Annotated in this window: 39 protein-coding genes; 3 read left to right on the top strand and 36 right to left on the bottom strand. The window is 45.3% G+C overall.

What is annotated here, in order from left to right; all coding sequences use genetic code 11:
- Positions 1-75: 75 nt before the first annotated feature.
- From C1T21_RS27260 to C1T21_RS06805, 6 genes are all read right to left on the bottom strand, one after another.
- Positions 76-246 carry a hypothetical protein gene (locus C1T21_RS27260; RefSeq protein WP_180984564.1) on the bottom strand — a complete coding sequence of 57 codons (171 nt, stop codon included), beginning with the start codon at positions 244-246 and terminating at the stop codon, positions 76-78.
- 265 nt (positions 247-511) lie between these two features.
- The gene (locus C1T21_RS06820) at positions 512-1,234 is read right to left on the bottom strand and encodes a hypothetical protein (protein WP_103047716.1); all 723 of its coding nucleotides are present in this window, start codon (positions 1,232-1,234) and stop codon (positions 512-514) included.
- Between the two features lie 10 nt (positions 1,235-1,244).
- The gene (locus C1T21_RS27810; protein ID WP_258012387.1) at positions 1,245-1,370 is read right to left on the bottom strand and encodes a hypothetical protein; all 126 of its coding nucleotides are present in this window, start codon (positions 1,368-1,370) and stop codon (positions 1,245-1,247) included.
- Positions 1,367-1,891: an accessory gene regulator ArgB-like protein gene (locus C1T21_RS28430; protein ID WP_180984563.1), complete on the bottom strand. Its 525-nt coding sequence runs from the start codon at positions 1,889-1,891 to the stop codon at positions 1,367-1,369. The genes C1T21_RS27810 and C1T21_RS28430 overlap by 4 nt, the downstream gene beginning before the upstream one ends.
- Positions 1,842-2,555 (bottom strand): hypothetical protein, encoded by a 714-nt coding sequence (locus C1T21_RS06810; RefSeq protein ID WP_103047714.1) that lies wholly within the window; start codon positions 2,553-2,555, stop codon positions 1,842-1,844. Before C1T21_RS06810 ends, C1T21_RS28430 begins: the two co-directional genes overlap by 50 nt.
- A 65-nt stretch (positions 2,556-2,620) precedes the next feature.
- Entirely contained in the window at positions 2,621-2,956 is a 336-nt protein-coding gene (locus tag C1T21_RS06805; RefSeq protein ID WP_103047713.1) for a YolD-like family protein, read from the bottom strand.
- 160 nt (positions 2,957-3,116) lie between these two features.
- Between C1T21_RS06805 and C1T21_RS06800 the strand changes: the two genes are divergently transcribed.
- Positions 3,117-3,752: a hypothetical protein gene (locus C1T21_RS06800; protein ID WP_103047712.1), complete on the top strand. Its 636-nt coding sequence runs from the start codon at positions 3,117-3,119 to the stop codon at positions 3,750-3,752.
- Positions 3,753-4,209: 457 nt separating this feature from the next.
- On the opposite strand, the gene C1T21_RS27255 is transcribed toward C1T21_RS06800, so the two are convergent.
- Positions 4,210-4,371 (bottom strand): hypothetical protein, encoded by a 162-nt coding sequence (locus tag C1T21_RS27255; protein WP_167438774.1) that lies wholly within the window; start codon positions 4,369-4,371, stop codon positions 4,210-4,212.
- A gap of 121 nt (positions 4,372-4,492) precedes the next feature.
- Here C1T21_RS27255 and C1T21_RS27250 point away from each other — a divergent pair, with 121 nt between their 5' ends.
- Together C1T21_RS27250 and C1T21_RS27805 are read left to right on the top strand one after the other, a co-directional pair.
- Positions 4,493-4,630 (top strand): hypothetical protein, encoded by a 138-nt coding sequence (locus C1T21_RS27250; protein WP_180984562.1) that lies wholly within the window; start codon positions 4,493-4,495, stop codon positions 4,628-4,630.
- Positions 4,631-4,738: 108 nt separating this feature from the next.
- Entirely contained in the window at positions 4,739-4,864 is a 126-nt protein-coding gene (locus tag C1T21_RS27805) for a hypothetical protein (RefSeq protein ID WP_258012385.1), read from the top strand.
- A 177-nt stretch (positions 4,865-5,041) separates the two neighbouring features.
- Here the strand turns inward: C1T21_RS27805 and C1T21_RS06795 are convergent, their stop codons facing one another.
- From C1T21_RS06795 to C1T21_RS06655, 29 genes are all read right to left on the bottom strand, one after another.
- On the bottom strand, positions 5,042-5,659 hold the full coding sequence (locus tag C1T21_RS06795) for a glycoside hydrolase family protein (RefSeq protein ID WP_103047711.1): 618 nt from the start codon (positions 5,657-5,659) through the stop codon (positions 5,042-5,044).
- Positions 5,659-5,925: a phage holin family protein gene (locus tag C1T21_RS06790; protein ID WP_103047710.1), complete on the bottom strand. Its 267-nt coding sequence runs from the start codon at positions 5,923-5,925 to the stop codon at positions 5,659-5,661. The genes C1T21_RS06795 and C1T21_RS06790 overlap by 1 nt, the downstream gene beginning before the upstream one ends.
- A gap of 1 nt (position 5,926) precedes the next feature.
- Entirely contained in the window at positions 5,927-6,226 is a 300-nt protein-coding gene (locus C1T21_RS06785; protein ID WP_258012384.1) for a hemolysin XhlA family protein, read from the bottom strand.
- A gap of 79 nt (positions 6,227-6,305) precedes the next feature.
- Entirely contained in the window at positions 6,306-6,509 is a 204-nt protein-coding gene (locus tag C1T21_RS06780) for a hypothetical protein (protein ID WP_103047709.1), read from the bottom strand.
- 16 nt (positions 6,510-6,525) lie between these two features.
- Positions 6,526-7,005, bottom strand: coding sequence for a hypothetical protein (locus tag C1T21_RS06775; RefSeq protein WP_103047708.1), 480 nt, complete (start codon positions 7,003-7,005; stop codon positions 6,526-6,528).
- A gap of 13 nt (positions 7,006-7,018) precedes the next feature.
- Positions 7,019-9,598 (bottom strand): hypothetical protein, encoded by a 2,580-nt coding sequence (locus C1T21_RS06770; protein WP_103047707.1) that lies wholly within the window; start codon positions 9,596-9,598, stop codon positions 7,019-7,021.
- A 14-nt stretch (positions 9,599-9,612) separates the two neighbouring features.
- A complete protein-coding gene (locus C1T21_RS06765) occupies positions 9,613-10,254 on the bottom strand; it encodes a hypothetical protein (RefSeq protein WP_103047706.1) in 642 nt (213 codons plus the stop codon).
- Positions 10,238-11,425, bottom strand: coding sequence for a baseplate J/gp47 family protein (locus C1T21_RS06760; protein ID WP_103047705.1), 1,188 nt, complete (start codon positions 11,423-11,425; stop codon positions 10,238-10,240). The genes C1T21_RS06765 and C1T21_RS06760 overlap by 17 nt, the downstream gene beginning before the upstream one ends.
- Positions 11,415-11,783, bottom strand: coding sequence for a DUF2634 domain-containing protein (locus tag C1T21_RS06755; protein ID WP_103047704.1), 369 nt, complete (start codon positions 11,781-11,783; stop codon positions 11,415-11,417). The genes C1T21_RS06760 and C1T21_RS06755 overlap by 11 nt, the downstream gene beginning before the upstream one ends.
- Before the next feature lie 13 nt (positions 11,784-11,796).
- Positions 11,797-12,192 (bottom strand): Gp138 family membrane-puncturing spike protein, encoded by a 396-nt coding sequence (locus C1T21_RS06750; RefSeq protein WP_103047703.1) that lies wholly within the window; start codon positions 12,190-12,192, stop codon positions 11,797-11,799.
- Positions 12,189-12,977, bottom strand: a complete 789-nt coding sequence (locus tag C1T21_RS06745; RefSeq protein WP_103047702.1) for a phage protein — start codon at positions 12,975-12,977, stop codon at positions 12,189-12,191. The genes C1T21_RS06750 and C1T21_RS06745 overlap by 4 nt, the downstream gene beginning before the upstream one ends.
- Entirely contained in the window at positions 12,970-13,302 is a 333-nt protein-coding gene (locus C1T21_RS06740) for a phage baseplate plug family protein (protein WP_103047701.1), read from the bottom strand. Before C1T21_RS06740 ends, C1T21_RS06745 begins: the two co-directional genes overlap by 8 nt.
- An 8-nt stretch (positions 13,303-13,310) precedes the next feature.
- Positions 13,311-13,850 (bottom strand): phage baseplate protein, encoded by a 540-nt coding sequence (locus C1T21_RS06735; RefSeq protein ID WP_103047700.1) that lies wholly within the window; start codon positions 13,848-13,850, stop codon positions 13,311-13,313.
- Positions 13,850-16,276 (bottom strand): phage tail tape measure protein, encoded by a 2,427-nt coding sequence (locus C1T21_RS06730; protein WP_103047699.1) that lies wholly within the window; start codon positions 16,274-16,276, stop codon positions 13,850-13,852. Before C1T21_RS06730 ends, C1T21_RS06735 begins: the two co-directional genes overlap by 1 nt.
- A 190-nt stretch (positions 16,277-16,466) precedes the next feature.
- Positions 16,467-16,772, bottom strand: coding sequence for a hypothetical protein (locus C1T21_RS06725; protein WP_103047698.1), 306 nt, complete (start codon positions 16,770-16,772; stop codon positions 16,467-16,469).
- A 33-nt stretch (positions 16,773-16,805) separates the two neighbouring features.
- Positions 16,806-17,204 carry a phage structural protein gene (locus tag C1T21_RS06720; RefSeq protein WP_103047697.1) on the bottom strand — a complete coding sequence of 133 codons (399 nt, stop codon included), beginning with the start codon at positions 17,202-17,204 and terminating at the stop codon, positions 16,806-16,808.
- Positions 17,205-17,217: 13 nt separating this feature from the next.
- The gene (locus C1T21_RS06715; protein WP_103047696.1) at positions 17,218-18,219 is read right to left on the bottom strand and encodes a DUF3383 family protein; all 1,002 of its coding nucleotides are present in this window, start codon (positions 18,217-18,219) and stop codon (positions 17,218-17,220) included.
- 13 nt (positions 18,220-18,232) lie between these two features.
- Positions 18,233-18,715, bottom strand: a complete 483-nt coding sequence (locus tag C1T21_RS06710; RefSeq protein WP_103047695.1) for a phage neck terminator protein — start codon at positions 18,713-18,715, stop codon at positions 18,233-18,235.
- Positions 18,699-19,052 carry a hypothetical protein gene (locus tag C1T21_RS06705; RefSeq protein WP_103047694.1) on the bottom strand — a complete coding sequence of 118 codons (354 nt, stop codon included), beginning with the start codon at positions 19,050-19,052 and terminating at the stop codon, positions 18,699-18,701. The genes C1T21_RS06710 and C1T21_RS06705 overlap by 17 nt, the downstream gene beginning before the upstream one ends.
- A 10-nt stretch (positions 19,053-19,062) precedes the next feature.
- On the bottom strand, positions 19,063-19,542 hold the full coding sequence (locus tag C1T21_RS06700; protein ID WP_258012383.1) for a phage virion morphogenesis protein: 480 nt from the start codon (positions 19,540-19,542) through the stop codon (positions 19,063-19,065).
- A complete protein-coding gene (locus tag C1T21_RS06695; RefSeq protein ID WP_103047693.1) occupies positions 19,533-20,087 on the bottom strand; it encodes a phage head-tail connector protein in 555 nt (184 codons plus the stop codon). The genes C1T21_RS06700 and C1T21_RS06695 overlap by 10 nt, the downstream gene beginning before the upstream one ends.
- A 1-nt stretch (position 20,088) precedes the next feature.
- Positions 20,089-20,427, bottom strand: coding sequence for a hypothetical protein (locus C1T21_RS06690; RefSeq protein ID WP_103047692.1), 339 nt, complete (start codon positions 20,425-20,427; stop codon positions 20,089-20,091).
- Positions 20,428-20,465: 38 nt separating this feature from the next.
- A complete protein-coding gene (locus C1T21_RS06685; protein WP_103047691.1) occupies positions 20,466-21,698 on the bottom strand; it encodes a phage major capsid protein in 1,233 nt (410 codons plus the stop codon).
- A gap of 43 nt (positions 21,699-21,741) precedes the next feature.
- Complete coding sequence (locus tag C1T21_RS06680) at positions 21,742-22,362, bottom strand: HK97 family phage prohead protease (RefSeq protein ID WP_258012382.1); 621 nt, start codon at positions 22,360-22,362, stop codon at positions 21,742-21,744.
- A complete protein-coding gene (locus C1T21_RS06675) occupies positions 22,280-23,617 on the bottom strand; it encodes a phage portal protein (RefSeq protein WP_103047690.1) in 1,338 nt (445 codons plus the stop codon). The genes C1T21_RS06680 and C1T21_RS06675 overlap by 83 nt, the downstream gene beginning before the upstream one ends.
- 16 nt (positions 23,618-23,633) lie before the next feature.
- Positions 23,634-25,343, bottom strand: a complete 1,710-nt coding sequence (locus C1T21_RS06670) for a terminase large subunit (protein WP_103047689.1) — start codon at positions 25,341-25,343, stop codon at positions 23,634-23,636.
- On the bottom strand, positions 25,340-25,828 hold the full coding sequence (locus C1T21_RS06665) for a phage terminase small subunit P27 family (RefSeq protein WP_053324988.1): 489 nt from the start codon (positions 25,826-25,828) through the stop codon (positions 25,340-25,342). Before C1T21_RS06665 ends, C1T21_RS06670 begins: the two co-directional genes overlap by 4 nt.
- A gap of 133 nt (positions 25,829-25,961) precedes the next feature.
- Positions 25,962-26,201, bottom strand: coding sequence for a hypothetical protein (locus tag C1T21_RS06660; RefSeq protein ID WP_103047688.1), 240 nt, complete (start codon positions 26,199-26,201; stop codon positions 25,962-25,964).
- Positions 26,198-26,425 carry a hypothetical protein gene (locus C1T21_RS06655; protein WP_103047687.1) on the bottom strand — a complete coding sequence of 76 codons (228 nt, stop codon included), beginning with the start codon at positions 26,423-26,425 and terminating at the stop codon, positions 26,198-26,200. The genes C1T21_RS06660 and C1T21_RS06655 overlap by 4 nt, the downstream gene beginning before the upstream one ends.
- Positions 26,426-26,449: the final 24 nt, after the last annotated feature.

Raw genomic sequence — 26,449 nt, 5'->3', positions numbered from 1 at the left:
ATTAAGCAAAATTGCTTTTTCTATCTATGTATATCTTAGTCTATATTATCAAACAGACTCTAAATATCTGCCCCATTATTGCCCCATGAATAAGCTGCTTACTTCAAGCAGCTTTTTTTTCGTCGGCATTATCAGTTCAATACTTACTGGAGGTTTAATAGACCTAATAATTAGCATAGCACAAACGAACTTTTCAATATCATCGTCTCTCAATTCTTTCTGCACCTCAATAATATGTTTTTGCATATGTCCCACACTCCGCTTTTTATTTATTTACCTGCATAATAATGATTCTTAAGTACCTCCTTTATCCCTAAAAGGCAAACGCATGTTCTCATTATAAATACAAATGCCATTTTTTACAACGTCTTAACCTTTTATATCAGCATCGTAACATGACATATATGCAAACAATGTCGTCTAATGTCGAATCGATTTGCGCTATCCTAGGGTAGATTGATCTTGACACCAAAAATAAAATATGTTAAATAAACCCGACCATAGGCCGGGTTTATTTGTTTTTGAGATATTTTTTTAGAGCCTTAAGTTTTGGATTGGAGATAGGGCAAGTATAATCCGTCCCTTCAAATTTTACCATTGCGCCAAAACTATGTTCGTCATATCCGGCTACCTTGGATACATTTATCAGGTGGCCCGGAGTGGCGGGAAATAAATAAGGAAAAGCCTCCTGGCAGTTGCGGATGGTTAGAGCGACTACATGGAAGCCGTTTGAGTGGTGGAAACGCGGCACATGATAATTCTTTTTAGGGCCCCACATATCCAGATAACAAATATCTTTAGCAGGAAAAAGACCTGACCTAGAATTAACTGTGCCCACAATAAAACGCTGATCATCCGGACGTTTTTTTGCGGCTTCTAATAGTTTAGCCAATATAACTGAATTAAGTTTGTTAACACTGGTATGCATGTCTGTTCCACCGAAAAAAACCTTACCTCCATAGTCGCCTATTTCCGCTCTGGAGACATTTTTTAAATTCACTAAATTACCAGTATCCAGACTAAGGAAATTGGGGAATCCATCGGCGAATTCCCCGTGTGTTGTTGGAGCAGTGAAGTTTCCATCCATTGTAATAAAAAAGGGTATTTCATAATTTGACTTCGGTATCCATCGTTCTACACACACTAAATCATTTTCAAAAAACGAATACCGTTCTCCGTATTGCCCATCTGGCAAAACTTCCGGTGCAAAAATCTCTCTGTTGTCGTTGTCCATTGGGTTTAAATCATTTCTTTAGTTTTAGTTCTTGCGGTACTGGCATTGCGCCTACAAGCGTTTTTTCACATTTAGAGGATTTTTCTGCATCTTGTACCAATCTTTTTGATACAAAACGTGCGATTCCCTTTTTCATCGTTGCTCACCTCCCTTCCACAAGGGTAATAAGAGAACGGTCTGTGCCGTGAAAGATAAAGCAATTACGGGGGATTGGATTAAAAAATTACTAAATACAATAACTAACGAAATCCATTTTAAATACGGATCCAACCCCGAAGGGTTAAGGTCCTCCGATTTGCGAGGGGCTATACAAAGGACAATTACTGCCGATATGGCCGTAAGAAGTAACGTGCCATCATGTCCCAAATGTATCAAAGGAATTGCTGCGAAAAGTGCAGCCGAAAAAATGGCACAGACTGTTAGAGATTTGAAATGCAGCCCTCCCGAAAATTTCCGCAGAACTACAAATGAGAAGAATGCTAATAGGGAATTTAATACTTCACCCACTATCCAACCAAATAGGATCGTTAGTATTAGACCCGAGTACCAATTAAGTTTTATACCTATGGAGTAAGTTAATACCTCCACACTTCCGGGTCCGTCTGGATCAGCTTTTTTTATTGCGGTTGCGATGCGCTTCGAGAGCTTTTCTAGCATCTTCCTCATCACTCCTTTTGGAGAAGATATAAGAAAGGGCAAAAGTGAATACAGACACCAGCAGTATTGCAAGTGGATTTAAATAGTATAACAGTATTACTCCCAAACTTATCGTTACTGTCGAAAACAGAGTGCTTGTTAAGACCATTTTGTTTTCTCTCGTTCTATAGTCTTCTCTCCAGATAAAATCATGGGGAGGCGCCGATATAAAGGAAAACCCAGTTCCATATAACTTAAAAAGTGCGGCTATAAGATAAGTGATAAGTATAGATGTACCTTGCAACAAAAACACTTGCAGATTGGCGTTTTCCTTTAATACGCCAATCTGCATCATGTCAAAAAACTTATATACATAAAAAATAGCCATTTGCATAGTGGCATAGGCACTTATGGCAACTCCCAATATAAAAGCAGACCAGTGCAATTTTATTTTTAATCCTAAACGAAAAAACATTGAAAATAGTGCATACTGCAAAGGTAAGTCCAACTTAGGTACGTTTAGTACAATCCGCATCAAAAAGGATACAAGAGATATAGCAACAGCAAAAAGGATAATCTTATACTTATAGTCCTTTATGGGGAGCATATACAATGCCAAAGGCAGCAAAAGAATAGCTAGTGCATCAAACACCCCAATAATTATATAAAGCAAATTACTTAACACCTCACACCGCCTATCTAATTAATCTACCTTAATTATATAGTGGCGCATGACGTAAGCAAGAGATTTTAAAAATTTGTCGAAACAATATCCTCTAGCTTAATCCAACTAAAATCATCTTCCCCACGAGATAGCTTTACTTCGCGTCTAGCCGTGTTGATTACTGTTATCACACCAGTCATGACCTCATCGTCAAACGGGCTAAATACAGTCACGCTGACAGGCTGGCGTGAGTTGTAAGAGTCTATTAGCGCCTGTTCAATCAATTGCACCTCTTGGTCATCCAGCTCCGGTTTACCGCGCCGCTGACGGTCTTTCATTAAACGTAAGTATCCCTCTTTATGTTCCGGCAGGATAATCCGTGAACTCTCCCATAATCCATTACCCTCAAGTTTCTTTCCCATTGAATCCGCCTCCTGTATTGTTATGCACAAATTATATAGCGAACATTTGTTCCGCACAAGAGTCTTTATATGCCACATCTAAAACTTTCGCACTAGAAAAATATTCCTAGGTCATATATACTAATTCTATAAAATTTTTGGTTAAATAGGGGGAAGAAAGTTGAAAAGGACATTAGGTATCACAGTTGCAGCTATCGCGGCAGTGGTCTTGCTTGCAGGATGTGGAGCTGATAAGACTACAATTAAGGATGAAACTCCTACACAGGCCAAAGTAGAAAGCCAGCCAGCTAAGGACACTCCAAAGGCTGAACCAGCGGCTACTAAAGAAGGTGCTGCGCCTGCTGAAGCAGAGAAAAAGGCCGACGACATTTGGACATATTACAACGATGCAAAATGGACAGACACGTGGAATGGTGTTAAATCTAGTATTGAAAAAGTAGTAGTAACGGATCGCGCCCCTAAAAAAGAGAACCCAAACGATTTCACTGCATCTGCTGTTGGGGTTAAATTTAAAATTGAAAATACCACCAAAAACCTATACACCACTTACCCAGACCAAGCCGAAATTGTTACTTCAACTGGTGAGCAATTAAAACCCGAAATGGTATTGTCCGACCACATAGGCGGGGAAATTGAAGAAGGCGTTATAAAAGAAGGAAATGTAATTTGGTTCCTGAAACGCGGCCATGCCGCAGATATTAAATGGGTTAAAATCAAATGGTATGTAACTGAAGGTGATGGACTGGGTATGGATCAAAAGAGAAAAGAATACTCAGTTAAACTTGAGCTTAAATAAACTCAAATAAAAAAGCCCCGGAGCAATCCGGGGTTTTAATATTTGACTATAGGCAACAAAGGCAATTACATTGCCTGTATAGAATAGATATGATAACATAAGAATAGAAATAAGGGAGACGCAACTCTCCCCTAGAACAACGAAGTGTGCCTTCGCGGCGCGCATATATTACTGTGATTACAGCAAAACCCACCGTAGGCGACCAACCTTTAGCGGTGGGTTTTGCGCTTGTTACGTCTACGTCTGATCCATCGGAAAAACTTGCGAGAACTAAACCAAAGGCTTAGTACCGTTGCAGTTACTTTCAAGAGCAGATAAAGCGTACCAAGTGCAGTCATGGCGGCAATCACCTCCTTTACAGAAGGCTGCGCCGTGACCCCCACCCGTTGTCCAATCCAGATTATACCACAAGTCCTCATGTCGAGGGCTTTTTTTTATTTAAAAGAGCAGTGAGGCCTTATCCCTCCTGCTCTTTTGCTTGTGCAGTCATCCTATTTACCAACACACTTACTGTACATTTCTCTTGCTCTGCCTTCTCTTGGAGCCATTCCAACAATTCCGGCTCAAAATAGATAGCCTCTCTAATCTTCTTATCTTTTTTCGGTGGTCTTCCAGCCATAAAATCACACTCCTGTTATGCGAATTTTACAGCATTTAAAATATTTTTGCAACACTCAATAAAACTATTTACAAAGCATTTTAAATGCTGTAAAATAGAATATGTAAGGAGGTGATATAAATTGAGAGCAATAGATTGGGTCTTGCTCTCCACAGCACTCACAAACCTGATAACTGCAATTATCGGTTTGGTCAAAGTGTTTAAAGAGAGCAAGAAAAACAAAAAAGGAACCAAACGACGCGTGCGGCGCAAACGTTAAGGATTCCTTGGTAGAGGGCGGCTTACATAGCGCCTTCTATACCCAATCATAACATAACGGACTTATATAAACAATCTGGCGGCGGCCTTACGTGGGAGGTAGGAAGGCATGAATAACGAACAATTTATCATTTGGCTTCGTGCTAAATTTGCGGAAAGAGTAAAAACCGGATGTACACCAATGGAGAAGGCTGTTAGATGCATGAAGACGGCTCGTGAGTTTGTGGGTCTGTAAAATGCGGGGCTATATGCCCCTCTATAGGAGGTAACTCTATGTATGATGCAATCTTATGGACCATATCCTTATCTGGCTGGGCAATAAGTATTGTTTCGCTGTTGTTAAGTATCCGCAATTACTTTGAATAAAAAAATGTCCCAGCCGACCAATTAAGGTTAGCTGGGACATTTTGTTCTACTTATTAACTGTTGCTGTATTGGTCTTACTGTTCCAGTCTACTTGAGCGCCCCACGCCTCACCCACAGCCCGTAGCGGAACATACGTCGTACCGTTAATCATCTTAACGTCAGCGATAGTCTTACCATTTACGATTACATTTGCTTTTTCCATAATTTCATCCTTCTCCTTTGTAATATCTGGCTTGTTATACAAGGCTAGCTCTGCCTCTCTGCGTCGCACCAGCCCAGCCAGTACCCTGCCACTGGACTTATTGTACTTTGTGATGTTGGCGGCAATCTGCGTCACTGTGCGACCTTTACAGAGTGCCTTTAGACTACCCGCGCCGCAGTTGTAGCAGAAGCTTGTGAGTGCGTCGAACTGGTTTTGTGTGAGTTTGTCCGTTACCGGGACATACGACGGGTTGTTTACATACGCCTCGTATTTGGCTAAATCCTCCACCAACATAGCATCGGCCTTAGCTTGTGTTATGGTCATGCCTGCTTTAACGTCCTGTCCATAATGGCCCCAACCTATGGTCCACCACTTTTCCGTTTGCACTGGCTTGTAGGCTGTTAAGCGGCATCCCTCAAATGATTTAATCAGGCCTATGCCAGCTTTCGATATTTTACGCATTATTCGTCAGCCCCCTTTTTGGTCTGTTTGACCAGTTGGTTGCCGTAGACAGCAAAAGCACCAGCCAGCACACCCTGGATAACTGCCTGTGGCCCCCATCCTTGCATCCATACCGTAAGCAGCACAGCGACACCAGATACGATATATACGATGCTCCAGTCCGGCACTTTAGGTGTTCGCTTAATTCCGATACCGATAACCCAGCAAACAGCCACAACGATTAACAATTTAGGGTCGATTAACGACCATACAGTATTCCAATCCATTTTATACGCCTCCCATTTTAAGTACGGTGACAATTGCGCCGATCACTACAGCAATAGCTGACCCACTGATTGTGCGCCATAACCACTTTTGACCATCCTCAATCTTGTCCAGCCTATGGTGCGCCGACTTGGAAGATTGCATTGCTTCCCGCGCCAAATCTCGCGTAGCTTCCAAAGTGGCCGCCATAGCTGGTACGCTCTCCAAAGTCTTCTCCATCCGGGCAAGCTGTATTTGTATGCCCATTAGGGCCTTCGTCGTCTCTTCCACAACTGCGCTCACCTCACTTAAATTGTCTTCCATTGGTCCCCGTCCTTTCACATAAATAAGCCCCCGACCACTCCGGGGGCATAAAAATAGCGCATCCCTTTGGGTGCGCTGGTTACACTTGTTCTTTCGGTTGCTCAGGTACTGGATCGGCTGCAAGGTCTGGACGCTTGGAATAAATCTCTGCAAGCACCAAATTGCGGTCGTCCTCTTTAAGAGGATAGCTATCCAAAATCACAATAACGTCCGGTTCTCCGCGCTCCAGCCGGGTAATGCAGGCATTGGCACAGATACGGACTCTCGGCATAGACATAGCCATGTCAGTTCACCTCCCCTCATTCGCCTAACATAAGTTCGGTAATAACCAATTCTAAGTCCTTTAACCGCTGTCGTAGTTTGTCTCCCTCGCTTGGCGTAGCTGGTTTGGTCAGCTCTGCAATCTGTTCTGGCGTAAGCCCTTCAATCCATAGCTTCTCTGGCTGCTTAGGAGCAACATACACAGGCTGTTCCTCCGCTACCCTGCCCTTAGCCTGCCATTCGCCCATTGCGGAAATATACGCCTCCTGTGCCTCGTATACGGCACTCTCATAAGCCCTCCATGCGGCAAGGTTAAATTGAGGTTTGAACAGACCCGGCGTTGTAATCGGTACGCCAACCGTATATCCTACAAGTTCCGGCGTTGTCGGCTCAGTATCCTCGTTCTGATCGGTGTTATCCGGCTGGGCATAAAAAGGGACGACACCGGAAAAGGCATCGTCCACTACTTCATCTTCCAAATAGAAGCCATCTGTATTTACTTTTGGTACTACTTTCATGTGTTAGACCTCCTTATTGTTCAGCCAGAAACGGCGGCAAACTGTCCAAACTAACCCAACCAGTATTTGTTATCGTGATGCCAACTACAGCAAGTATCGCAACGTTGCCACTGGCTCCAATATTTATTCGCCCTAAAACATCGTGTCCACTGTCTGTATTCGCCGCCACTCCTGCCACGATTGTACGCGATGGTCTATATCCCGCAGGTAACTGGAAAACATTCGTATTCATAGCTCCTGGTTTAGCTACACCTTTTATGTGGACATACCCTGCCGAATCTTTCAAGTAAGATATCTGACTCAACGTTACGTCATGATTAGTCCAACCATTAAGCAACGTAGGCGTAAGCCATGCAGGATTATCTTTGTCAGCCTTCTTGTTCTCTACTACCGACAAACGCGCATTGACTTGTTGTACATCATCCACCAAGTCGGCTAAAAGCGTTTTTTCGTTGGCTGCATAGGAGCCTGTGAACGGTACGACTGGCGATGTGTCTGTCATAAGGTAGGTTGTCGAAAAGATGTCCGCGGGGTCGTATTGTCCCTCAACTAACCGCGCAAATGCTATTCCTATGGGTGCGAATACGTCTGTACCCGGTCTAATAATAACTTCCCATCGTGAATCCTTTTTGCCATTCTTGTACACACAAAGGATATTCCTCGGTTTGTACCTTAAAGGAAACTCGGCATTTATATAGGCGTAAACACCAGGCATAGTATTGATACCCGATCTTTCGCGCAGCACAATCCCCGTACCCACTTCAACCTGATTATCGCCCTCGGTAAAGGTTAGCTGCCCTTCTGAAATGACAGGATCAACTGTAGGTTTTGCGAGTCGGTATACAAGTTGGTACGGCGTATACCCCACGTAGGACGTTTGCGGAACGGATTGTGTGAAATTAGCTGCACCGACACGTTGTACCCAATACTTAGTACCTGTACCTGTCCATGTCGCCGTGGTCATGGATTGAGCATTTGCAGGAGTGATGGTATTAGCATCATAGGCTTTGTACCCGTAAAAGTACGCTTTGATGTCGTCTAACGTCGGCGTGTAGCTGTCAGCCCATCCACTGTCTGCAACAGAGATTGATAAGCCCACAATGCCGGATTCAGGGCTAAGGTGAGATTGATCCGGCCCGCTTAACGGGAAAACATGCTGAACCAACTTACCATCAAACTTTGTTATCCTCTCACTATCAACCACTCCATTAGTAACAGGAATCCTCACGACTTTGTAGCCCGTTCCTGACTCGAAGTAAATCCACGCTAAATTACCATCAAGCGTGAGCCCTTGCCACTTCTTGGACTTGAAGTATTGCCCGTCACGCTCAAAAACTGTATCCGCATTGGCTCCCGTAACTGGATCGGCGTACAGGTCTGTTTGCAACGCTAACATTGAGTCTTCACGCGGTTTGAATGGTTTGGCTGTGCTGCCGATATTGAGCATAAAACTTGTTCCTGTGAACGTTCCAGCGGTGTCCGTTTTGTTGGAAAGAGATATGTCCAAGGCGGTATTGTTCCCAGAATTGAAAGTCACGTTACCCCCTGCAACCCCGCCTGTGATTACCGCCTTTTGGTCTACACCGTATACTCCTAGCAACCCATTGTGCGTAGCAGATAGAGTATACGTAGTATTAGGAAGGACTTTCACAGATGCGGCAGCCCTCCATTGTTGAACCGTTGTAGTGGTCATACTAAACCCATAATCGTCCAAAATTTTAACATTAGAATCCGTCAATCCATTATTATTCACCCATGTATAGACGGGTGGTAGTAAATTTTCCCCGTACCGTATCACATACGGATTTCGCACAGGCATTACACTATCAACATAAGGATACTTAGCTGCGGCCTGTGCTGGCGTAAGGCTTGCGGCTGCTGCGTAGTCTGCCTCACTGATCTCGTACACGCGCACACTATCCATATTAAACGTATTACCAGCCGCACCCGTGCCTGTGATCGTGACGATGTGGAAATAATCTGTAGCCGCAAACCGCACAACGGACGGAGCAAAAGCAGAGGCCGATGTTACTTCGTTTCCTGCCGCTCCAGCAAGGCCGTTGATGGATATGGCAATCTTACTGGTGTTGCCGTTTTTCACATCTGCAACAGCAATGTACTTTCTCCCCGGCGTGGTCAAAAAGCTTGCTGAAGCTGTAGCAGGCACAGAACCAAGCGTAAGCTTAAATGAGCTGGTCCCGCTGGTTTTGTTAGCTGTATCCGTTACGATTGTGGTATTGGACGACCACAGGCCCACGCTTTCGCAATTACCCATACGGCCCAGCAGATTCACCAGCATTCGCCCGGTTATTTCGGACAGAGAAAATGGAGCTGCCTTCACAGCGTTAAGTATCTGTACACCTGCATTCAGCGTTATAGATTTAGTGTCTATGGTGTCAAAACGAGATTCAAAAATCTCCTTGTGAACTGCATTTTGTTGCAACTCCTGCATTGCTAAGTAAGCCGTATTAAGATGCCAGTTGAACCATTGTGCTGGAGGTTTCAGCCCCGGTATATACCCGGTGGTTTTCTGCGTTGTGGTCGGCTCAATACCTTCGGCAAACCACTCAGGCAGTTTTTTATTAAATGGCATTGTATTACTCCTTTCTAAATAGGCAGATCCGTATTTTTACCCGGTTCATAAACTGCGCCCAGCCTGCCGCCAATGACCGAATCATCCGTACTGCCCCATCCACGTTCGGTGTCGTATTCTTCCGGCAGGCTGCCAAATTCAAACGTTCCCGCCAATTCGATTGACTGAACGCTTACTCCGGCCGCAACCGTCTTTTGGATTATCTGCACGAATTGAGACAACTCTATGCCGGATTCGTTCAACTTTTCCAGCGGCAGGCGCATGAGAGATAACGCCGCTGGTTCCGGGTCCAGCGGATCACTAAATTTCTGCTGAATCTTAATTTCGCTGTAATCTGCGCCAACCGCAAGGGCAATAACCCGTATAATCGTATTTACGTCCCCTTTGGACAGGTTACGGGCTATCTTGCTTTTTATCATTATCCGGTAAATTTCATCAGTGGCCACCCCTCGAAGTTGTCCCACATTTCCACCGATAAGATCCAATGTAGTTCCCTTTGCAGTGGAGATATCTCGCCATTCTTCAATTGTTTTGAATGTAGTTTCTAATTCATTTATCGGGCCAGCTACAATTGAAAATAGTTTACCTATGTTACCGTTCGAATTTTTGGCAAACACATCAGTCAATTTCTTGATAAGGTCAACCGCTGAAATCATGCCGTGTCACCTCGATCCACTCCGCAGCAGTTTGAGCCACTTGTTGCACGTCCACAACCAAATTATGCGGCCCGTAACTCGTTCCGTTCGCGGAAAGTTCTATAATCACATCTTCCACGCCTGCAATGGAATAGGCAGCGGCAGCAAGACGCATCATGACCACATCCTCGCCCATGCTCAAGCCTGCGTAAACTGTCCCATCAAGGTCAGCACCACCAATAAACCTTACCAATTTCGACTTAACCTGATCGTCTCCGTCAGCGGGATACGCGGTGCTTTTATAAACCTGAATTTTTATGTGAACAGGCACAACCTCAGCACGACTAAATTTAATCGGCTGTAGGTTCCCACTAAGGTCCTTAACTTGCATGGAGATATCGCCGTGAGATTCAATGCCCGCAGCTCCAACGGATAAGATTGCGTTGGCTATGTCAGTGTCTGATCCACCAAGAGCGTAAACCTGATATGATTTTGCTGGACGACCAGCAGCATCAGGGACGATTTTATTGTTGATAATTACCGCTGCCGCACGTACTCCAGTTACGCGAAGCACCGCCCCCCGTATCGCATCGCCTGTCGCTGATCCGCCACCAGCTACGGATAAGCTGAATTTATCCCTAAATTCCGGGTCTGTTTCCTTGTCGCGTCCGCCAAGAATAGCAGCGGGATTGTTTACTGCTGTCACTTCCGGTACCGGGTTAACGATGATTGTTACTGTTCCCTCTGGCACATTACCGGACAAACCTGCCTCCATCGCCTCCACGGGAACCGTCATACTGCCGGAAGCTGGGAAAGTTGATTCAGCCGTGGTTTCAAACTGAATATCCGAATCGGTTGACACCAAAAAACCCGATGGCACTGTATAGCCGGACGTACCTGTAAGTGTTACGCTGCCAGTTGCATATTGCGAAAGGATACGTGATACCCCGACATGTGGGCCAAGACGGTCTAAGCTGGCCCCCTCTGCGGTGTTAACATAGGCGCTGTAATATACTTTTTCCGCAAGCCCCCAAACAGTAGCGAGAAACCATGCGAATATCCGCAAGATAATACCCAACGGAGAGAGGGCAGACGTATTAATTTTGTCGCCATATACCTCCTTGGCCTTGTCTTCCATTTCATCAATCAGGTCATCGAACCGTTTACGTTTAAAGCCCTTTTCATCCAGCATTAATGCTCACCCCTTCCTGCTGGATTATCTCGCCATTGGTCCCGGTTGCCTTGAACGTAACTGTTAGCAGCCGGGCCGCGCGGTCAACGGAAAATGTAACATCGTCCACGCTCTCTATTCGTTCTTCCTGCAACAATGCACGGGTTAGCTCATTTCTCATTTCTTCCTCGCTGGCGAGCTTTCCAAGGAACAAACGGAAAGCAAGTCCAATTTCAGGGTTAAGAAACCATTCCCCCTCATTAGTACCAAGGGCAACCCGGCAGCATTGTGCCAATTCCTCATCATCCTCAATCAATACCAGTTCCCCCCGGCTATCGAACTCCAAATCTCCATCAGCGGTAAGTTTGAATGATTGCAAGATTACATACCCCCTAACTAAAAGAAGCCGGGAATATCCCGACTATAACCGCGTCATTGCTATCATGTTGTCTTGCCGTGTCCGGCGTAGCTACCTTCCCGGCCAGACCATTACGTATTTCCCTGTCTGCAACGACCACATAAACCACATCACCCTTTTTATACTCAGGCACGTACTCCACGGCCTCACCTCCATCCTTCGGTTTCAGACGAAACCCCAGCCCCGGAACAGCTTGGATCATAGCAGGATCATCTGTACCTGTTCGGATTAAAGGTCGTACGCTTGCGGTCTTTTTGCTTTCATCAAAAGAAAGCACCTCGCAAGGGAAGGCCACATTAAAATCTGTGTACAGCTTCGACAGAAAGCCATCCAACAAAGCAGACATAGCGGCGGCAGGATCAACCTTCATAAAATCGCCTCCACTTCCGTTACAAAATCCCCGGTACGACTGAATGTATGGGAACCGCTGCGGACATGTGCTTTCCCGGTAAAACGGGAATAGGACAGGTTAAGCGCGCTTGCGGTGGTAACCCGGTGCTGGAGCTGCATCTTTATGTTAAAGCCCTTGGCCCCATCCTTTTCGAATCGTCCCGGCGTCCCAATCAATCCAGTTTTGGTATTGACCGCAAACACGTTATCCCCTCCACTCCGCAGATTACGAACGTACAGCTTGTTTTTGTTTATATAAACGCTGGTCCCGCAATCCTTAGCGACCTTTGCGATTATTTCCGTTACCTTGCCCTTGGCGGTGTAGCCGTCCTGATAACGGTAATCCTGGTTAAGATTAAATTGAGCGATAGGTAGACCGATATAGCTTGCCATCTGTTTAATAATTTTGCTGGCGAGTGTGTTTTCGGCAAAAGCAATTTCCTTTATCTCACGTTTGGAAAGGTCTTCGCTGTCCAACACGTGGATGGTGGTAATCTTGTCCACGCCCTCCCAAACCGTGTCCACGTTGGATATGTAGCCATGCAGCAACAGGCCGACATCATCCCTGTATCCAGCATTAAGCATGAGCACCTTACCGCGTTTAATATTGTTTATGGTTGTCTCTGCCAAATTCCAAATTTTGATTTCTGATTCGTTCGGCAAGGTATCGGTATCGAAAGGGACCTTGCCCTCAATGTTGTACTTGTCGGAGGAAAATTTCATACCAGCGGTCAAGACCTCTATCACGCGTCCAAAATTACGCATCGTCCTCATCCTCTTCCTCTATAACATAAAGAAACACGCTCACACCGAGCGTGTCCCATGTTACGGCTGTACTGTTTTCGGATTCGTCATAGGGAACGATGGGTACTTTCGGGAATCTGTCGTCTTGCACATCATAGAACAGCGGTATGCCGTATACGATCTTTTCCCCGTAAACCAATACTTCTCCGTCCAATTCCAAATCCACAGTAAAATAGTCAAAATCCGAATTGTAATGAACCTCGAAGGTGTACATTTGTTCAGCCAGCTCAATATCGAAACGGTAAGGGATGTTTTCCTTTTCTATATCAATATATTCGTAGTCCATAAGTCACCTCACGCCCAAGGACTGCCCTTTTTGAATTTTACCTTCTGTACCTTTTCCTTTTCCTTTTTACCCTTACCCTTTTTACTTTTCTTGCTCTTGGTCTTGTCCTTTTTGCCTGATTTCTTTTTGTCCTTTTTCTGCTTCACACCACTATTTACTATCTTCGCCGCCTGAGATTTAACAGGAAGCGGCAGCTTACCCACGTAGGAGGATTGAGCGACAAGGACCTCAGTAAGAGTAAAGGAAACGGCGTAACCGTCTGCGTTTGTATAGTCGTGGTCAGTAGCTAGGCCGGATATAATTCCAGTGAAAGCTGTACGCCCCACGTACTTTACAATCTGTCCAGTATCACTAGCCTTTTTAAGATATGTAAGCACACGCGCCGCATCCGGCCCGGATATAACCCCATTAAGGGGCATTGTCCGGGCTTTACGCTGCACATGGTCCACCATATCTATTCCTTTTTCGACGGGTTGCGAAGTAATCTCCACATCGAATGTGGGTGACTCTTTCTCAATCCAAATGTAGTGACTATCTATCATTGCCATTACATATTCACCTCCGGTGTAGGTAGCCCCATCCGGCGGAATGCTTCTTCAAGGACCTTTTGCATTTGGCGGCGAACTTCCTCGCCCACGTCTCCAGCGACCGAAGCACTGGAAGCGTCTGCCCGAAGGTCGATGTTTACATTAAAATTAAATGCACCGCCTGCGCTGCCCCCTCCGCCTACACGGGCCGGGGCTAATTTACGAGCTGGCGAACTTGTTGGGCTATTTGTGGATGGTATAATCTCGTCCGTCATGCCAGTTGCAGCAGCAGCCACACGATCCTGAGTTCCCTCAATCCCTCTCGCCAAGCCTTCGCCTGTAAAGAAACCAAGCTCCATCATTACGCGGGAAGGTGAATGAATATCAAGTGCGCTTTTGATACTGTTTTGTATACTGTCACCGATACCCTTAACCTTGTCCACTACGGCATTAGCCATAGACATAATCCCGTTAATCATGCCTTCGATTATGTTCTTACCTACTTCAAAAAGATTGATGCCTTGAAGGTAGCTGATAATTTGGTTCCAGATACCAGTTATTTTGTTCCAAATATTTGTAACAGTCGTCGAAATGGTAGAAAGAATGCTATTCCACACGCTTGAGAGAAAAGACTTCACGCCATTGAAAATATTCGACGTAGTTGTCTTTACATTGTTCCAAGCGTTGGTTATACGGCTCCATATTGACGATACAGCCCCGCTAATACTTCCGGTTATCCCAGTCCAGACAGTAACTAGCCACATCTGAATGGTCATGAAGGTCAGAACAGTGAAAGCTTTTATCTCATCCCAATACTTTACGACAGCGGCCACGGCCCACCCAATCGGTCCAGTCAAAGAAATTAAGAAGGTCGGCCCCCATTGAACAATGAAATTAACAATGGCATTAAAAACATTTGGAACAGTCGTGGTGAAAAAGTTCATAGTTGCAGCAAAGGCAGTTTTGATCCCAGCCCATGCCCCATTTATGATATTTCTAAATTTTTCAGATTTTTTGTAAGCCACAACAAATGCTACAACTAATCCGGCAATTAGAGCCACCACCAGCCCAATCGGGTTAAGGGTCATTGCCACGTTTAAAGCCAATTGAACTGCTGTCCATAAACGTGTGGCAACTGCAATTGTAGTTACGACAGCTTTATAGGTTACTAACGCGGCTGCAATGCCTGCTATTTTAGGCGCTACACCCTCGAAACTCGCCATTTTTTGTACAACACCCGCAATTGTATGGCCCACACTTTGAAGTGTGGGCCATAGCTCTTGTGCTTTGGTTGTAAGCCACTCAATGGCCTTGCCTACCTTATCCCCTATAGCAGCGCCAAACGCCTCTATTTGGGGCTTGTGGTCGGACACCCACTGTCCAAAGCGATTGAGGTATGGTAGCAGCTTTTGACCAACAGGTATTAAGATCCCAGTTTCTATCTGCCTACCAAACATCGCTAAAGCCTCACCAGGGCTGTTAAACCTGACCTTGTTTATCTCATTCATGGTGTCCTTGGTCATGTCAAACTGTTTCCTAGCTCCACCCATAGCGATAATCGTTTTGGCCTCCAGGTCTTCAAACTGCGACCCCATCAAGGCCACCCCTATGGTGTTTCGCTCTACCGGATTTTCGATATCCGCCAACATCCGGGTAATTTGCCGGAAGGAATCACGTGCCTTTGGTCCACCCTCTGCAAATGTACGAGACATTTTATCTGCATCTAGTCCAAGCATCTGGAAAGCTTGTGTTGTGGTCTTGGAACCGTCTTTCGCCCTAATATTAAATTCTTTGACTGCGTCCCCAACTTTATCTAATTGGAAGGCGCTACCACTTCCCGCAGCGAGTGTATCAAACATATCGTTAGCGGAGAACCCCAGGGTTTTAAAGGAAACGGAATACTCGTTAGCTGTGTCAAGCAGCTCCCCAGTTTTATCAAGCCCCTTTTGCGCCCCCTGCGCCAACAACGTCATGGATTGCTCGGATGTAATACCAAACTGTCGCATCATGGTGTCAGTCGTCTTTACAGATTCCCCAACCTCAAAATTAAAGGCTCGGCCCAAAAGCATTGCATTTTTGGTTGTTCCCTCCAGCGCCGCCCCTGTCTGTCCTGTTATCTGCGCCGTGGTGCTAATAGCGCCGCTCAAGTCCTGCCAATTTTCCCCGAAGTTTTGGGAATACAAATTCTTGGCTATTTCTTTCGTTGCCAACATTTGTTGATCCGTTTGCCCGGTGGCCATTTGCATCTGAGACATATTCTTTTCAAAGTCAGATGCAGCCTTTACAGATGCTATGGCAAAAGCACCCATAGCCGCTGTTGCAGCAGCTCCGAAAGCAAACACCCCACCGCGTAAGCTGCTCAGTTGGTCCTCAGCCCGGCGTAACGGACCCTCTGCAATCTTAAAACCTACGGCAAACATTAAGTTACCTATTACGCCGCCAGCCATATATTCACCTCACAACAAAAAGAGCGCCCTATATAGGCGCTCAAATCATTTTTTATTTGCTGCTCTGTCCTGCTGTTTCAAATAGATATCCAAAGCGGCGTTAGCTTCCGCTATATCGTCATGATCCATTTCATTCAGGTCAGAATAGTTTATGTTCATGTCTGACAGGAGCAGCCGCCAAGTACGCCAATTAGCCCTCGCTCGTCGCTCCGCTTCCTTCTGACTTATCATCTTCATCCACTCCGTTCATGAACTGCATTGCAGCAAAAATAACCTCGTTAAACTCCTTAACATCAGTGCCGAAGTCTTCAATTTTCATTTTTGGTTCAACTACAACATGCTTCAGCACTTCATCCGCTGATTTTTCATCCGATGCAATGCCGAATTTATTTTTAACCCGGTCAGATATTTGAGCAACGGCACGGATACCTGGGAACTGGAACAAATATTCTTTACCTGACGTAGAAGTGAACTTTTTTTGTTTGAAATTTGACATGGTTTATCGTCTCCTTAAATTTGAGTTATTGGATTAAAGAATTTCGTGGTTTGTGAGCTGGATTTCATATTCGCGGTCATCGGCTTCGTTACCGTACTTCCGTGCGGCAGGCTTTTTTACCACTCCGGCCGTACTTGTAATGGTTTCTTTTGGGGTGCCGTTGTAAATAACACTAACGTCCACGACCTCACCAGTAACGGCCAGTTTGTCCATGTATGCCACTTGCGGACTTGTTGCAAGCAATGTGATTTTGAGTGTAGCGAGTGGGTTATTTACCTTCGTTACAAGTACATCCCCTTGCGCTCCGACCTTGAAGGTATTGGAATCTTCGTCTTTTTCCCACTCTACCAAGTCCTCAGAAAAACCCGTAAGAAAAACCCCTCCAACAGATGTGGAGAGGTCCATAGGATCATATGTGGTTGTTTTAGGCAATTAAATCAACTCCTTAAATCTGGATTAATCCAGTGATTTTTGACTTATGAATTGCTCCATCCAGTTCAAATGTGAATTTTGCATCGTTGTACTCACGTTTTTCCCGGTCTGCTGGGTCTACCTCAGATCGAGGTTTAAAATCCGTTGAGTATAAGGGCAAACCATCATCATCTTTGGCAATCATCCCTTGCTGATCGGCACGCAGCAAATTCGTCTTTACGACTGCTTCAATCTGAGCAATACCAGAGTTAGAAAAGCCCACTTTGTCCTGGCGGAAGAACAATTTTTGCACGCCCAACTGAATATTAAGTATGAGCCAGTCCCGACATTGCATAATATCAATGTATTCCCCTGACACCGTTACCCCTTCGGACGTTTGATCGTCTCCAGCCTTAGTGACATAGGTGTTCGCTCCCAGTGCATGAATAGCTTGCAATTCTGTTTCGGTTATGTCCATAGGCGCGATACCTTTAAGCGGTTTGAACTTCCAAGTCAATGACCCGGCTGGCTTTTGTCCGGCACTGCCGATCCAAGCTGCGTCAGGATAATTGGTTATATCCTCATGGTAAAAGGCTATTGTACGGGTATACTTCTTAGCCTTGATTGAGGCCAGATCCGTTTTACTGCTTGAAGCTATAAAAAATAACCGTGAATCATCCAGTTCCACCGCATCACCTATCGCTGTGACATCTGCCAACGTGCGGCTAGTAGATACAAGATAGTACCAGTCTTTCGAAAAAATCTTTGGAAGAAAGTCTGCCAATGGGTCCCCGGTCTTGTACTGCATAACCGCAATAGATTCCGGCGAATTACTCCCCTGGTTGAATAGAGCATAAGCAGCTTTATAAATCTGCGACGTATTCGCAAAGTCCTCTAAAACAGCGTCCAGATCATAGTACAATTTAAATTCAGTAGCCGCTGCAGCAGCACCGATAATAAGCGGCCTACCCAATCCGGTTTTAGGAGTAGGACGAAGAATATTAATAATTACTTGCACGTCTCCACGTACCGCCAAAACAATCAGCTCCTTACGTTATTATTTTGTTTGCAATCTTCACTTTTTCGATGTACTCAAGGTCCTGATCCGTAACGGAAGTTGTACGAAAATCCACATCAAAGCCCATGCGCCGTTCCCACTCATTCCCAACCACGATATCCCGGTTGTCCAGTGGCCCTATGTTGTAAACCACTACATCCAGTTCTTTGAGCCGATTACGCCCAATAGTCCGTAGCCAGTCCTGAACACGAAGCGCAATGTTAACGGCTGTTATGTGGTCCTCAGCAGACGACATAAAGGAGACAGTAAATTCTACTGTCTCCCTCTGTACAAGCCTGTTATTTTCCTGCGTGTATACTGGTTGCCCTCGCCCCTCGCCTACTCCCTCGAAAGTATAGGTGAGAAAGGAACCAGTTGGAACCGCTGCAGTACCATTCATGTTAATGACCTGAATAGCCAGGTCCTTTTTAATCCCTTCCGCCCACACTTTGCGAATATCATTGTACTGGATCATTGGCAACCCTCTTTTTAACGACATATTTATTTACATCCATGTAATCACGGTCCTGTTCCGAATCCACGGTATACTGTTCGCCTTGATATTCGATTAGATCACCGTTTTTATGGGTTCCGGTAGTGTATAACGTACGGTCTTTATCTGTATATTCGCCGCCTTCTGCAAGCTGAAGCTTTGCGTCAACAGGTTGAAAGTTCCCTTTCCTGATTTGGCGGTTCGGTTTTGCGGGAATAGCATCCCCGTATTCGTCATACTCCTGTCCGGTTGCAGGCTGGATGAATACATATGGCACGGTATATTTTCGAAGGATGCCCCCAAATCTAAACTGACGCATAACTTCCCTCCTATTTGTCCACGATCACATGAGTAATGCTGTCCCGTAGGTCCGCATCTGCAATGAGGATTTTTTTCCCCTGTTTACGTCGGGCATAAAGCGGTGATAGTGGCGGCTGCTTAATCCTATTAAAATTAGCAAGCGTCTTCGTTTCCCCGATTACTCCTATTTCCTCCAAGAAGGCCATAACGTCCATATCGCCCATAGCGACAGGCGTTATGTTCGTGCGGACCCATTTGGAGATACCAGCAGCAGATTTCTTTTTACCAGTCCCGATAAAGCTACGGGCCGGGATTTTCATCTTTGCACTGCCGTACTCATGAACGCCTGCAATCATGGCTAAATCGGCGTTGCCTTGCATACCTATGTGAACCTCTTTTTTGGCAAGCTTGTTTAAGTTGGCCATAATTGCCGGAAGGAAACTCGTTTCATCCAACTCCACGTTAGCGCGGCGAGTTCGTGTCCGTCTTGCTCCAGCTATTACACCCACCTCCCCACATAAGGCGCAAGAAGCGCCTGAACGGTTGAAGAAAATAATGCGTCTGTATCCCCATAGGTAACAGATATATCCCCGACACGTTCAGACTTAACCCCTATTGCAGTAGGATTTTGCAGCATCCCTTGAACAACAAATATACAGGCCACTTCTACCGCCTCTGGCAAGGTGCGTGGATTATCAACTGAATCATCACCCGGAAGCACATACCCCGCCTCATACCGAACCGTTATATTACGCTGTCCTGTATTCCAGCCTTTGGGCAAAAATAAAATACCATCCTCGTTGGCCTCGACATCAAATTCCTCCTTATCCATAGTCGCAAGACCAGAAAATACCGGGAAATTACGCAACACTAAAAAGGACGATCCAGAACCGTCCAACACTTCGGTATATGTTTGTTTTTTGAAAGACCTTCGACAAAAGCTCTCTATAGCTTGGGACGCTGCCAAAATGTACATGTTAAGGTTGATATCTTCGCTAGTATCCTCAATCAGGATACCAAGCTGACTCTTAACCTTTTCAATTGTGGTAAGCATCTTACGCTAAAATTCCCGCTGCGCGGAGTTTAGTTTTTAAATCGCGCAGTTCGGCAAGCACACCAGCCGCGTCCGTTGCTGCTGTGTCCGGTACTGCTGCTGCTTTTGTGGCTGTTAGTTTGCCGTTGATGGTATTCGTTAAACTTGAATCCAGCTTGGCTACTGTTACAGCACCGTTCGCCAATTTTGCAGTAGTAACAGATCCATCGGCCAACTGAGCAGAGCCACCCAAATTAACAGGCGTTCCATCCTTAGTGATTTTTCCGTCACCCACAAAGGCGAGTTCCCCGCCAATTGTTAGCTTATCCGGTGTTGCATGGTTTTTTGTCAAATAACTCAATGCTGTTTCCTCCTTTCAGGGGACTAAGCCCCTAAGTATTAGGCTTCTACTGGAACACCAGTCAGAATAACAATGGCATCCTCGTTAGCTGGTTTACCATCGAAACGTTGAATAATGCGCGTAAGCGTGGTGTCATTCTCGAAGGCATCCCCGCCTTCGTCTGTTGTTTTGGCCTCCAAAACCTTCCGGTCAAAGAAGAAATATCCCTCTTCAAAGTTACCGAAAGCAATCTTGGTTGTATTACTCTCGGTCTTGATGTCGTCAAAGACCTCAACTGGGTAACTGAACAACTTAAAGACATCCGCCTGGGTAGGGTCTGGAACCAAAACGCTGCGCCCGTCAGCATATTTCAAATCAGCAAGGGCTTCTGTTGCTGCTGTGTTCATCACCCATTTGGCACCCAAACGGTACGCCGCATCAACTTTGTTTTTGACTTTACGGAGCAGTTTCACATCTAATCCAGCTGCCGGAACTGGAACAGTTGCGTACTTGGTACTTACGAAGATACCTTCACAAGAATTCTCGCCGCCAATCCCGTTGAACACCTCATCATTTTCAGTGTTCAAAGAGATTTCGGTGTACCAATCTTTGACCTCAGTACTGATATCCACCGCTGAATCATCGATCAGTTCGTTAGTAGCTTCAAAGATGCCGCCGTACTTATGCACTTTGTATTTAACGTCTGTATATTCCGGCGTCTCCATCTTATCGATTGGCGTTTTCTCGTCATAGTTTTTCATCTTCAAATCCGTGCCGCGGCGTTTTGGACGGCTACCAGAGAGCGTACCGACAGGTTTCACGGCAACCAGGTTTCGAATCGATTTCTTGGATTTCTTCTGCAGAATAATTTCCTTGCTGTCATCTTCAGGAACAAGAATGCCGCCTGCAGATTTTTCGCCCTCAACCATGGAACGGGCTTCGCTCTGCGCATCTTTGAACGCTTTACGCTCTTCATCCGTCATGTCCGCATTACGACCAAACTTCAGATACTTTTCATACGCGCTACGGTATGTCGCGCCTTTACGATCTTCCTTCCGCTTTTCCTCGCGTTCCTCATCGTCCCCTGGTTCATCAACGTTTCCGGCTGGTGGTGTAACAGGAGGTGTACTAATGCCGCTCAGGCTGCGAACCACTTCGATCTGTGCGGAAATACCTTCTGCCTCTTTGACAATCGCTCTTGCTTCATCGGTTTTTCCGTCATTGATCAGTTGTTGAGCTTTTTCTTTTAGAGCAGCCAATTGTTGGCGCAGTTCTCTTTCTTTTGGGTCCATTTAAAATTCCTCGCTTTCGTATTTTGGGCATAAAAAAATGACCTTACAATCCTAAAAGGTCAAGTTGGATTTTTAATATTTCGGTTTCTGTCATTCGCCGTAATTCGTGTTCATAGCTTTCTTGGCTACGATTCGATACAAGAGATTCAGCCTGTGTATAGGCTGGGTAGGTTACAACACTAACATCAAAAACCCGTTTAATCTTCCGGATGGTTCGCTTGTATATGCCGGTGTTCGAATCGTATACCCACTCGTCACCATCGTTCTCATAGTCCACTCGGAATCCGAAACTGGATTGATTGATATCACCGCGTTTCATGACTTTTATCAAGTCCTCTGCATAGCTTGTGTCAGGTGGATCAACGTCATATCTCAGACCAAATTCATCCACGGTTAAGGACAGCGTTCCCGATGTGGTCCGGCCTAATATCTTTCCGGTTTCATGGTCAATCAAACACCGAACATCGGTCATATCCGCTTCATCAAATGCGCTCGGGTCAATTTGTTCAATGAATCCGCCAAGATCCTGGGACCATACATTAAACCTTGACCCGTAACCTACAATGCGAACCGAATTACTTTCACCCTCCGACCGCACTTCCACTTTGTTGGTCAGTGTCCGTCTGTCCCAATCCTTCGCTTTTATCTGGCTCAGTTTCTTCACCCCCCTTCCCCGGATCTGTTCCGGTTTGTACTTGTTCCAGCTTGTCCAGTGTGGTCCAGTTCAGCGGAATTAAATGCTTATCGCCCATGTCTCCGATGTTGTCCCGCTCTTCCAACTCGCGAACCTCATTAATGGTGTAAACGCCCATCTGAATCATTTCTTTGTAGAACGCTGCCCGGCTTGTGCTGTCGCCCCGCAGCTCACTGGTGACATTGAACTTGGCATAGCGCCCTTTGTCTCGCAGTCCGTTTCTGGTGAACAGCTTGAAATTGATTTCTTGTTCCCAGTTGGTGATATGCGGCTGAAGCGTATTTTTCAGATACTCAATGGATTGATGCTCGATGTTTGAAAACGTGGCCTTGTCGAGCAACCCCAATTTATGAGGCGGTACTTTATAGAGTTTCGCCACCTCGGATATCCCGAATTTTTGCGTTTCAATGAATTCCGCATCTTTCAACGGCATGCCAATGCTTTGATAATCAAGACCGGCATCCAGCACAGCAATCCGGTGCGCTTTGTCCAATCCAGTGTACAGCTTGTTCCACTCTTCACGCGTTCGATCTTTGGCAGGAGTATCTAATTTCTGGTCCGTCTTAAGCACTCCACCAATGGATGTCCCATTCTTATAAAACTTGGATGAGAATTTTTCCATAGCGTTCTGCGTTCCAAGCTTCTCCCGTAGGGCCGCAATTGGCGTCATACCTTTCAGGCCGGTTGTACTCAACAATTTCAGGTGCAAAACATCCTGCATTGGAATTTTCCGTTGTTCCCCGCTTGGAAGTGTCGTTAGATACCATATTTCATGAGTGGCCCAATCCACGGACACGTCTGTTTGTGCAGGGTTTAACGGCCACAATGCTTTTGGCATCCCCACTTCATCCCACTCAATGTAGGAGTAGAAATTACCCCATGTCACCAGGTGGACCATAGCCAGCTCCTTGAACGTATAGGCACTCATGAACGGATTGGATCGAGTCCCCAGCAGATAGGCAACAGGATGATCCGGGTCCTTTGCTATTTTCCCGCCGCGCTTTCGGAATACCTGAACAGGCAGCTTGCCAATGTCCCCGCCAAGCACTGAAGCAACGGTATATATATTTGAGTTTTTTATTGCATTGCTATTGCTCACGCGTTCGCCGCTGCTTGTTTCCCTGCCTCCCAGCCAGTCCAAAAACCATCTTGTCGGTTTAGTCCAGGTTGATACACTGTCATCCGATCTACGCTCCCAGAAACGCCAATTTCTCCGTCTTCCCAATAGTTACACCCCCTTCCTATAAGGAGAAATCATCACTCAGAATCCGTTGATTCAGGTCGTCTCCGTCTTCTGGAACCGCTACCCTTACATGTGCGTTTATCAACGCTGCAGCCGGGTCAATTCTTTCAATACTCTTGGATTTGTCGAGCATGATATTGCCCTGGGCATCTTCTTTGGTAACTGCATTCGACATTGCCCAACCAAGAACCGGATCGTTTTCATGAATCACGTTTTGCTTGTACACTTCGTCTCTGAAGTTTTTGGAAGGATAATTCAGCGTTTTGATACCCTGGCGTATTTCGATCATTTCATAACCCTCTGCCTGCATGGCATTTGAAAACTGGGTTGCATTGTACGGATCGTAACAAATTTCTTTGATTTTCCACCCATTTTGCTCCGCTTTTGTAGGAATATACTGCATGATAAAGTCATAATCCACGACAGAACCGGGTGTGATGGTGATCCATCCTTGATCGACCCACAAATCATACGGCATCTTATCCGTTTGTTTCCGCGCCTTCAATGTGTCCTCTGGCATGAATGAATGGCTGAACACGGCTAACCTTCCATCTGGCAATTGAATTTCAAAGGAACAGCTCGTCAAATCTATTGTTCTGGACAAGTCAATACCCGCGATTACTTCTAATCCCGTCGTATCAGGCATTGGATTTTCATCGGATGCACCGCATGCTTTCCATTTGGACATATCCATATATCCACTCTGTTTAGCATCCACCCACAAATTCATGTTTTTTATTTTGTAGTTGACCATTTTTTCAGGGTCAGCCAATGCCATTTTTAATTCACTACGCAACATTTTTATACCAGCCGGATAAGTAGTGACAATCGGATTAGCTTTAGGCCAATTACGTTCGTCCTTAATGTCGTCACCATCGTCCAGTTCGTTTACCATTGCAAAATACTCGTCATTGTCCAAGTCAACATTCGGATCAAGCAGTTTGGAAACATAATTGTACTCAATGCGATAACATGGATTATTTAGATTCCGCCCGGCTGTTGTTATGATCATTAGTAACGGCTGTTCCCGCGCTATCATACCGGATACCAAGACGTCATAAAATTCCGTTGTCTTGTGTAAGTGATATTCATCGACAATTCCGCATTGTACGTTTGTACCGTCGCCTTCTTTTCCATCCTCTTTGGACAAAGCTTCCATAAAAGATTCGCTTTTGAGATGTTGGATTAATCCATTTGCTATCTTAATCGTCCCTCGTTTGATCAAGGCGGCGCAGCCTTTCAACATTGCAGCGGCTTCATTCCATACAATTTTTGACTGCTTCTTTTTCGTTGCAGCACAATAAACCTCTGAAGAATATTCTCCAAAGGCTATGGTTTCGTATGACCCTACGCAGGCAAGCGATTGAGATTTAGCATTTTTACGCGCTACTTGCCAATAGGCTTTGTTGAAACGTCTCAACCCTGTTTCCCGGTGTACCCATCCATAAATATTACCGAACACGAACTTTTGAATGATATGGGGTTCAATGTACTGACCCGCCAATGCTCCCTTGCGGTGTTTGAACAGTCTCATCCAGTCTAAAAAACGTTCAGCATATTCTTCGACAAACACATAAGGAAATTCATCGGTATCCTGCCGATCCAAGTCTTTCAAAAAACGTTCACAGGCTCGCTTATGCTTCTGACAAGCGACTATCTCACCGTTTAAAACCATCTCTGAATACAGAACAAGTTCATCAAAAATCATATGTCACCAAATCGCTTGCCTACCGGATCTTGTTCTTGAGGTTTTTCGTCCTTCAATGCAATTTTGGTACGATCATAAACCGTGAAACCAAATTTAGCTTCATATGCCTGCATCAATTTGATGGTTGCATTAAGAGAGGTAAGCGCAGGATTAGTGACGTAGGTAATGCCACCGCGCGAGTTCTCATTTATCAATGTGTAGCCCTTTTCGTCTACCTCCTGCCGTAACTCAAGCATTCGCTCGTGTAGGTCACAATACTGAGCTAAAGCATTCACATCCAAATTAGTGAGCAGCTCTGTTTCTTCCAACTGCTTAACAAATTCACGGAACATAGACTTTGCTTTTTTACCGAGCCAAGTAGGAGGACGGATTTTGTCTCGCTTCAACCGATTGTTAATTTTCTGTTCTTTTTCTTCACGGTCAAATTTTTGTTTTTTTGTTAAATGACCTTCAATCAGATGCAGCGGCTTCGGATTTCTGCCCAAACGTCACTTCACCCCCTTCGCGTACCCTAAATTTGATTTCAGGAACTTTTTTTGCACTTAATGGGGACGCGGTCTATTCCAAAAAATATTTTAGAAATTTGACCCCCCTTCCCCTTTTTTAAAAAATAATATTTTATTTTAATTTAAAATATTTTGATAAGCTTTTATCCAATTCACTTGCAAGTTTCGCTTTTATATCTTGCACTGTACAGGGTTCTTTAACTTCGATGTACAGCTTGATTAAGTTTGTAGCTACCACGTGGGTGCTTACTCTTACATCCTTATCAGTTGAATGGTCATCGTTCAGCCGTTCGTACTCTATCAGCTCCTGTGGTGTACCTTCATGCTCATACTCACCGCATCTAATGATCATGCATTATCCCTCTCTCTTCCGTGCTTATTGACTATATCGCACACACGTTGAGTACGTGCAGCCTTGGCGATAGTCTTATCAAACAGAGAACGCCCTAGCAACCTATCCCACCAACGCAACCGCACCACTACAGCAGTGAAACGCCCTGTTGATCTACGGCCCAATATGATGTGGTTTGTTCGGTCGTCTATAGGCTGTACGGTATGCACATAGATATCAGCCATAATAAGGCCCCCTTTCGTCACACT

The organism is Paenibacillus sp. F4, from assembly GCF_002894905.1.
In the GTDB taxonomy this organism is placed as follows: domain Bacteria; phylum Bacillota; class Bacilli; order Paenibacillales; family Paenibacillaceae; genus Paenibacillus; species Paenibacillus polymyxa_B.
Note: the sequence above shows the minus strand (reverse complement) of the source record. Positions and strands in the feature narration are given on the sequence as shown.

What these genes read in the sequence shown, in the direction of transcription:
- C1T21_RS06695 (WP_103047693.1), bottom strand. Translation starts at nt 20,087, where the DNA reads ATGCTTACCACAATTGAAAAGGTTAAGAGTCAGCTTGGTATCCTGATT.
- C1T21_RS06670 (WP_103047689.1), bottom strand. Translation starts at nt 25,343, where the DNA reads ATGATTTTTGATGAACTTGTTCTGTATTCAGAGATGGTTTTAAACGGT.
- C1T21_RS06775 (WP_103047708.1), bottom strand. Translation starts at nt 7,005, where the DNA reads ATGAAAGTAGTACCAAAAGTAAATACAGATGGCTTCTATTTGGAAGAT.
- C1T21_RS06705 (WP_103047694.1), bottom strand. Translation starts at nt 19,052, where the DNA reads ATGCGTCAGTTTAGATTTGGGGGCATCCTTCGAAAATATACCGTGCCA.
- C1T21_RS06820 (WP_103047716.1), bottom strand. Translation starts at nt 1,234, where the DNA reads ATGGACAACGACAACAGAGAGATTTTTGCACCGGAAGTTTTGCCAGAT.
- C1T21_RS06785 (WP_258012384.1), bottom strand. Translation starts at nt 6,226, where the DNA reads ATGGAAGACAATTTAAGTGAGGTGAGCGCAGTTGTGGAAGAGACGACG.
- C1T21_RS06765 (WP_103047706.1), bottom strand. Translation starts at nt 10,254, where the DNA reads ATGATTTCAGCGGTTGACCTTATCAAGAAATTGACTGATGTGTTTGCC.
- C1T21_RS28430 (WP_180984563.1), bottom strand. Translation starts at nt 1,891, where the DNA reads ATGCTAGAAAAGCTCTCGAAGCGCATCGCAACCGCAATAAAAAAAGCT.
- C1T21_RS06735 (WP_103047700.1), bottom strand. Translation starts at nt 13,850, where the DNA reads ATGGCAATGATAGATAGTCACTACATTTGGATTGAGAAAGAGTCACCC.
- C1T21_RS06805 (WP_103047713.1), bottom strand. Translation starts at nt 2,956, where the DNA reads ATGGGAAAGAAACTTGAGGGTAATGGATTATGGGAGAGTTCACGGATT.
- C1T21_RS06660 (WP_103047688.1), bottom strand. Translation starts at nt 26,201, where the DNA reads ATGATCATTAGATGCGGTGAGTATGAGCATGAAGGTACACCACAGGAG.
- C1T21_RS27260 (WP_180984564.1), bottom strand. Translation starts at nt 246, where the DNA reads ATGCAAAAACATATTATTGAGGTGCAGAAAGAATTGAGAGACGATGAT.
- C1T21_RS06750 (WP_103047703.1), bottom strand. Translation starts at nt 12,192, where the DNA reads ATGAAGGTTGATCCTGCCGCCGCTATGTCTGCTTTGTTGGATGGCTTT.
- C1T21_RS27255 (WP_167438774.1), bottom strand. Translation starts at nt 4,371, where the DNA reads ATGGCTGGAAGACCACCGAAAAAAGATAAGAAGATTAGAGAGGCTATC.
- C1T21_RS06780 (WP_103047709.1), bottom strand. Translation starts at nt 6,509, where the DNA reads ATGGCTATGTCTATGCCGAGAGTCCGTATCTGTGCCAATGCCTGCATT.
- C1T21_RS06745 (WP_103047702.1), bottom strand. Translation starts at nt 12,977, where the DNA reads ATGCGTAATTTTGGACGCGTGATAGAGGTCTTGACCGCTGGTATGAAA.
- C1T21_RS06685 (WP_103047691.1), bottom strand. Translation starts at nt 21,698, where the DNA reads ATGGACCCAAAAGAAAGAGAACTGCGCCAACAATTGGCTGCTCTAAAA.
- C1T21_RS06655 (WP_103047687.1), bottom strand. Translation starts at nt 26,425, where the DNA reads ATGGCTGATATCTATGTGCATACCGTACAGCCTATAGACGACCGAACA.
- C1T21_RS27810 (WP_258012387.1), bottom strand. Translation starts at nt 1,370, where the DNA reads ATGAAAAAGGGAATCGCACGTTTTGTATCAAAAAGATTGGTACAAGAT.
- C1T21_RS06740 (WP_103047701.1), bottom strand. Translation starts at nt 13,302, where the DNA reads ATGGACTACGAATATATTGATATAGAAAAGGAAAACATCCCTTACCGT.
- C1T21_RS06795 (WP_103047711.1), bottom strand. Translation starts at nt 5,659, where the DNA reads ATGCGTAAAATATCGAAAGCTGGCATAGGCCTGATTAAATCATTTGAG.
- C1T21_RS27805 (WP_258012385.1), top strand. Translation starts at nt 4,739, where the DNA reads ATGAATAACGAACAATTTATCATTTGGCTTCGTGCTAAATTTGCGGAA.
- C1T21_RS06725 (WP_103047698.1), bottom strand. Translation starts at nt 16,772, where the DNA reads ATGTCAAATTTCAAACAAAAAAAGTTCACTTCTACGTCAGGTAAAGAA.
- C1T21_RS06790 (WP_103047710.1), bottom strand. Translation starts at nt 5,925, where the DNA reads ATGGATTGGAATACTGTATGGTCGTTAATCGACCCTAAATTGTTAATC.
- C1T21_RS06760 (WP_103047705.1), bottom strand. Translation starts at nt 11,425, where the DNA reads ATGCTGGATGAAAAGGGCTTTAAACGTAAACGGTTCGATGACCTGATT.
- C1T21_RS06710 (WP_103047695.1), bottom strand. Translation starts at nt 18,715, where the DNA reads ATGATCCAGTACAATGATATTCGCAAAGTGTGGGCGGAAGGGATTAAA.
- C1T21_RS06770 (WP_103047707.1), bottom strand. Translation starts at nt 9,598, where the DNA reads ATGCCATTTAATAAAAAACTGCCTGAGTGGTTTGCCGAAGGTATTGAG.
- C1T21_RS06730 (WP_103047699.1), bottom strand. Translation starts at nt 16,276, where the DNA reads ATGGCTGGCGGCGTAATAGGTAACTTAATGTTTGCCGTAGGTTTTAAG.